The organism is Mesorhizobium sp. M7A.F.Ca.MR.362.00.0.0, assembly GCF_004023175.1.
Taxonomy (GTDB): Bacteria; Pseudomonadota; Alphaproteobacteria; order Rhizobiales; family Rhizobiaceae; genus Mesorhizobium.
Genome location: NZ_RZTF01000374.1, coordinates 651 through 6292, shown reverse-complemented (window position 1 = coordinate 6292; position 5642 = coordinate 651). Strand labels below are relative to the sequence as shown.

The 5642-nt window shown below is 61.3% G+C and carries 4 protein-coding genes; all 4 read right to left on the bottom strand.

The features are described from left to right. Window positions 1–84: 84 nt before the first annotated feature. Window positions 85–1230: an ABC transporter permease gene (locus tag EOC06_RS30365; protein WP_128309528.1), complete on the bottom strand. Its 1146-nt coding sequence runs from the start codon at window positions 1228–1230 to the stop codon at window positions 85–87. Next, window positions 1230–2327: a microcin C ABC transporter permease YejB gene (locus tag EOC06_RS30360; RefSeq protein ID WP_127321004.1), complete on the bottom strand. Its 1098-nt coding sequence runs from the start codon at window positions 2325–2327 to the stop codon at window positions 1230–1232. The genes EOC06_RS30365 and EOC06_RS30360 overlap by 1 nt, the downstream gene beginning before the upstream one ends. A 30-nt stretch (window positions 2328–2357) precedes the next feature. Beyond that, entirely contained in the window at window positions 2358–4226 is a 1869-nt protein-coding gene (locus tag EOC06_RS30355) for an extracellular solute-binding protein (RefSeq protein WP_128309527.1), read from the bottom strand. Then, window positions 4226–5642, bottom strand: a 1417-nt coding sequence (locus tag EOC06_RS30350; RefSeq protein ID WP_245470222.1) for an extracellular solute-binding protein, incomplete at its 5' end; no start/stop codon positions are given. The genes EOC06_RS30350 and EOC06_RS30355, both read right to left, overlap by 1 nt.

The window sequence follows — 5642 nt, the reverse complement described above, 5'->3', positions numbered from 1 at the left end:
AGATATGGTCGACGGCCAGCGACTGCTGTCCGCCTTGCGCAAAGGCGACGCTGAGGTCCTGTACGCTGAGCAAGGGGGCTTCGCTCATCTGAACGTCTTGCGCGGATCGAAGGCGTCGCGCGTCGCCTCGCCGACGAAGACCAGCAGCGACAGCATCAGCGAGATGACGACGAAGCCGGAAATGCCGAGCCACGGCGCATTGAGGTTGCGCTGCGCCTGCTTGAGCAGTTCGCCGAGCGAGGCGGAGCCGGGCGGCAGGCCAAAGCCGAGGTAGTCGAGCGAGGTCAGCGTCGAGATCGAGCCTGAGAGCAGGAAGGGCATGAAGGTCAATGTCGCCACCATGGCGTTGGGCAGCAGGTGCCGGAACATGATGGTGCGGTTGGGCACGCCGAGCGCCCGGGCCGCGTTGACATATTCGAAATTGCGGGCGCGCAGGAACTCGGCCCGCACCACGCCGACCAGCGCCACCCAGGAGAACAGCAGCATCAGGCCGAGCAGGATGAAGAAGCCCGGCGGCAGGATGGCGGCGACGATGAGCAGGAGATAGAGCACCGGGATCGCCGACCAGATTTCGATGAAACGCTGGAACAAGAGATCCGTCCAGCCGCCGAAATAGCCTTGCACGGCGCCGGCCGCGACGCCGATCAAGGCCGAGCCGGCGGTCAGGATCAGGCCGAACAGCACCGAAATGCGGAAGCCGTAGATGACGCGCGCCAGCACGTCGCGCGCCTGGTCGTCGGTACCGAGCCAATTCCAGTTGCCGACGATGCAGGCGGGGTCGGCGGCACCCTTCGGATACTGGTTGCAGCGCTTCGTGGCGTCATACTGCCAAGACGGCCTGGCCGGCGCTGCTTCCGGAATGGCGTTGTTGACGGTCTGATAGGAGTAGCGCACCGGTGGCCAGATCATCCAGCCATTGGCGTTGATCTCGTCCTGGATGACCGGGTCGCGATAATCGGTGACGGCATAGAAACCGCCGAATTTTTCCTCGGGGTAGGCGACCAGCACCGGAAACAGGATCTCGCCCTTGTAGGAGGCGATGATCGGCTTGTCGTTGGCGATGAACTCGGAAAACAGCGACAGCACGAACAGGACGAGGAAGATCCACAGCGACCAGTAGCCGCGCCGGTTGGCTCTGAAGTTCTGCAGGCGCCGCTTGTTGAGCGGCGACAGAAACGGCCGCTTGATCCGCGCGGGAGCCGCGCCCACGGGGACTGTAGCCTCCGACATCAGACGTCTCTCCGCTCGAAATCGATGCGCGGATCGACCCAGGTGTAGAGCAGGTCGGACAAGAGACCGACGAACAGCCCCAGCAGCGAGAAGATATAGAGATTGGCGAACACCACCGGATAGTCGCGCTCGACCACCGACCGGAAGCCGAGCAGGCCGAGGCCATCGAGGGAGAAGATGTTCTCGATCAGCAGCGAGCCGGTGAAGAAGGCCGAGATGAAGGCGCCGGGAAAGCCGGCGATGACGATCAGCATGGCGTTGCGGAAGACATGGCCGTAGAGCACCTGCCGTTCCGACAGGCCCTTGGCCCGCGCCGTCACCACATACTGCTTGCGGATTTCTTCGAGGAACGAGTTCTTGGTCAGCAGCGTCGTGGTGGCGAAGGCCGACAGCACCAGCGCGGTCAGCGGCAAGGTCATGTGCCAGAAATAGTCGACGATCTTTCCCCACCAGGACAGTTGATCCCAATTGTCCGAGGTGAGGCCGCGCAACGGAAACCAGTCCCAGAAAGACCCGCCGGCAAACAGCACCATCAGCATGATGCCGAACAGGAAGCCCGGAATGGCATAGCCGACAATGACGACGCCGCTGGTCCAGACGTCGAAGGGAGTGCCGTCCTTGACCGCCTTGCGGATGCCGAGCGGGATCGAGATCAGGTAGGACAACAGCGTGATCCACAGTCCGATCGAGATCGACACCGGCATCTTCTCCAGGATCAGGTCGAGCACCGAAATGTCACGGAAATAGCTGTCGCCGAAATCGAAGCGGGCATAGTTCCACAGCATCATGCCGAAGCGCTCGAGCGGCGGCTTGTCGAAGCCGAACTGCTTTTCCAGCTTCTTGATGAATTCCGGATCGAGCCCCTGCGCCCCGCGATATTTCGAACTGACGTCACCGGCGACATCCAGGTTGCCCCCAGCACCCGCGTCGCCGCCACCGCCGCCGAGGCGGTCGCTGCCGCCCTGATTGGTCAGCCTGGCGATGACCTGCTCGACCGGGCCGCCGGGGGCGAACTGGATAACGGCGAAGGATATCGCCATGATGCCGAACAGGGTCGGGATCATCAACAGGATGCGGCGCAGGATATAGGCGCCCATCAGGCCTTTTGCCCCGCTTGAGCGAACATCTCAGCCTTTGCCAATTTTTGCCGCCTTGCCCTTATCGAACCACCACAGCGTCTCGACCGGAAAGCCGAAATCGGGCTTCTGTTCGACAAAGCCGAACATGTCCCAATAGGCGACGCGGTGATTCGCCAGATAGTATGTTGGAATCCAGTCCAGCCGCGCGCGCAAGACCCGGTCGAGCGCTCTGAGCGCCGAGACGAGTTCTATACGGTCTTTCGCCTTGCCGGCTGCCGCGATCAGGGCGTCGATGGCCTTGCTTTCCGTGCCCGGATAGTTGCGCTGCCCCGGGATTTTCGCCATCCGGGAATCATAGAGCATCTGCAGGCTGTCGTCGGTCGGCGTCGCCCCGATCGACCAATGCAGCAAGGCAAGATCGAAGTCGTAATTGCTGTGCCGCTGCTCATACTGCGCCGAATCGATTTGCCGGATCGATGCGTCGATCCCGATCGCCTTCATATTCTCGGACCAAGGGGTGTAGATGCGAACGATGCCGTCGTCCTCCGCCAGCATTTCGACCCGCAGCCGCTCACCCTTGTCGTTGACGACGAAACTGCCATCGCGCTTCCAGCCGGCCTGCGCAAGCAATCTCGAAGCCTCGCCCAGCAGCTTGCGGTCATGGCCCGAACCGTCGGAAAGGGGCTGCGTCACCGCTTCACCAAAAACCTCTGGCGGCAATTCGGCCCGGAACGGCTCCAGCAGGGCCAATTCCTCAGGCGAGGGCAGGCCTTCGGCCTTGTAATCCGACCGTTCGAAGTTCGATTGAGAACGCTCGTAGGAGCCGTAAAACAGCGCCCGCTTCATCCATTCGAAATCGAAGCACCTGGCGATTGCCCGCCGCACCCGCTCATCGCGGAATTGCGGACGACGCTGGTTCAGTGCGACGCTCTGCATGTCCGGCGTCTTCTCACCGGGAAATTCCCGTTTGACGACCTTGCCGTCCTTCAGCGCCGGAAAGTCGTATCCGGTCGCCCATACCCGCGAGGTGAATTCCTCGCGAAAATGCGTGTCGCCTTTCTTGAAGGCTTCGAACGCCGCCTGCCGGTCAAGATAGAAGTCGATGCGGATGCGGTCGAAATTGTAGAGGCCGCGGTTCACTGGCAGATCGCGGCCCCAATAGTCGGCCACGCGGTCATATTCGACAGTCTGTCCGGCCGCCACGCGTCCAATCTTGTAGGGACCCGAGCCAAGCGGCGGTGTCATGGTCGAGGCATCGAAATCATTGGCCGTATAAAAGGCCTTGGAGACGATCGGCATCCCCACGATCGCCAGGATGTTTTGCGCTGACTGTTCGCCGTTGAAAGTGAGGTTGACGGTGGCGGGATCGACCGCAACCGCGTCGGTCATGTACCGCAACGCCTGGGAAAGGTTCGGATGGCCCTTGTCCTTATAAAGCTTCAGCGCGAAGACAACGTCGTCCGCGGTCAGCGGCGAGCCGTCGTGGAAACGCGCTTGGGGTCGCAGGGAGAAGCGGAAACCGTTGCGGTCCTGCGACAGGGTAACGGTTTCGGCGAGCAGGCCGTAGGCCGCATCCGGCTCATCGAGCGCGCTTGTCATCAGGGAATCGAAACAGAGTTCGGCGCGCGGCGGAGCCTCTCCCTTCAACACCAGGAAATTCAGGGTGTTGAAGGTCAGGAAGCTCTGATTGAGGGTCGAGTTCGGCGGCGCGAAATTCATCTGGCCGCCTTTTGGGGCGTCCGGATTGACGTAGTCGAAATGCGCGAAATCGGGGTTGTATTTGAGGTCGCCGAAGGCCGACAGGCCATGCAGCTTGGTGCCGGTCGCAATTTCGGCGAAGGCCCGGCCGGGCAACAAGGCAGCGGCTGCCGCGGCACTGCCCAGGGCCAGGAAGTCGCGGCGGGCAAGGGCCGCCATCAATTGCCACCCTTGTATTTGGCCGCCAGCGCCTTCTCCTTGTCCGGGTCGATCCACCAGGAATCGATGTCGGCTCCGGCATAGGCAGGCTGCTTGTCGGGGAATTTGAACTTGTCCCAATAGGCCAGCCACACCGCCGACCGGTAATATTGGGGAACCACGTAGAAGTTCCACAGCAGGATGCGGTCGAGCGCATGGGTGGCGGCGACGAGATCGTCGCGATCGGTCGCGAAGATAATGCGATCGACCAGCGCGTCGACGGTCGGGTCCTTGATGCCCATCAGATTGCGCGAACCGGGCGAGTCGGCAGCTTTAGAGCTCCAGAAGTCGCGCTGCTCGTTGCCCGGCGAATCCGACTGCTGCAGCATCCCGGTGACGACATCGAAATCGAAATTGTTGACGCGGTTGATGTACTGCGTCTGGTCGATGATGCGCAAAGTGGCGTCGACGCCGATCTTGCGCAGATTGGCGATGTAGGGGCTGGCGATCACCTGGTCGGTGTCGTTCCAGCCAAGGATTTCGAACTTGAACGGCGCGCCGGTCTTGGCATTGACCATCTTGCCGCCCTTGATCACCCAGCCCGCCTTGGCGAAGAGATCGACCGCCTGTTTCAGGTACTTCCGTTCCGCCTGCGGTGAATCATAAACCGGCAGCTTGAATTCCTGCGTGAAAAGTTCGGGCGGCAGCTTGTCTCGGTATTTTTCCAGGATTTCCAGTTCCTTGCCCTGCGGCAACCCGTTCGAGGCCAGTTCGGTGCCCTGGAAATAGCTCGACGTGCGGGTGTTGAAGCCGAAGAACAGTGTGCGGTTCATGCTCTCGAAATCGAACGGAATGGTCAGCGCTTCACGCACCAGCCGGTCCTGGAACAGCGGCCGTCGCTGGTTGAGGACGAAGCCCTGCATCGGTTCCGGCGCCTGGGTCTGGAAATCCTTCTTGATGACATCGCCGGCTTGGAATGCCGGGAAATTGTAAGCCGTCGCCCATTTGCGCGAACTGTATTCGCGGTTGATGTCTTCCAGCCCACCCTTGGTGAAGGCGAGCCAGGCAGCGTTGTCGTCCAGAATATAGGTGTAGCGTCGGGTGTCGAAATTCTCACGGCCGATCTTCACCGGCAGCTTGGCCGCCCAATAGTCCGGCACACGCTGCCAGATGATTTCCGAACCCGGCTTGAAGCTGGTGATCTTGTAGGCGGCCGAACCGAGCGGAATTTCCAGCGTCGGCTTGGTTACGTCCCGCTTCTTGCCGTTGGCATCGGTGCCTTCCCACCAATGTTTCGGCAGCACGGCAAGGTCGCCGATGATCTTGGGCAATTCGCGATTGCCCTTCTGGTTGAAATGGAACTCCACCTCGCGATCCGAAATCGCCACCGCATCGGTGACATTCTCAAAATAGCGGCTGTACTGCGGGCTGTTGGCC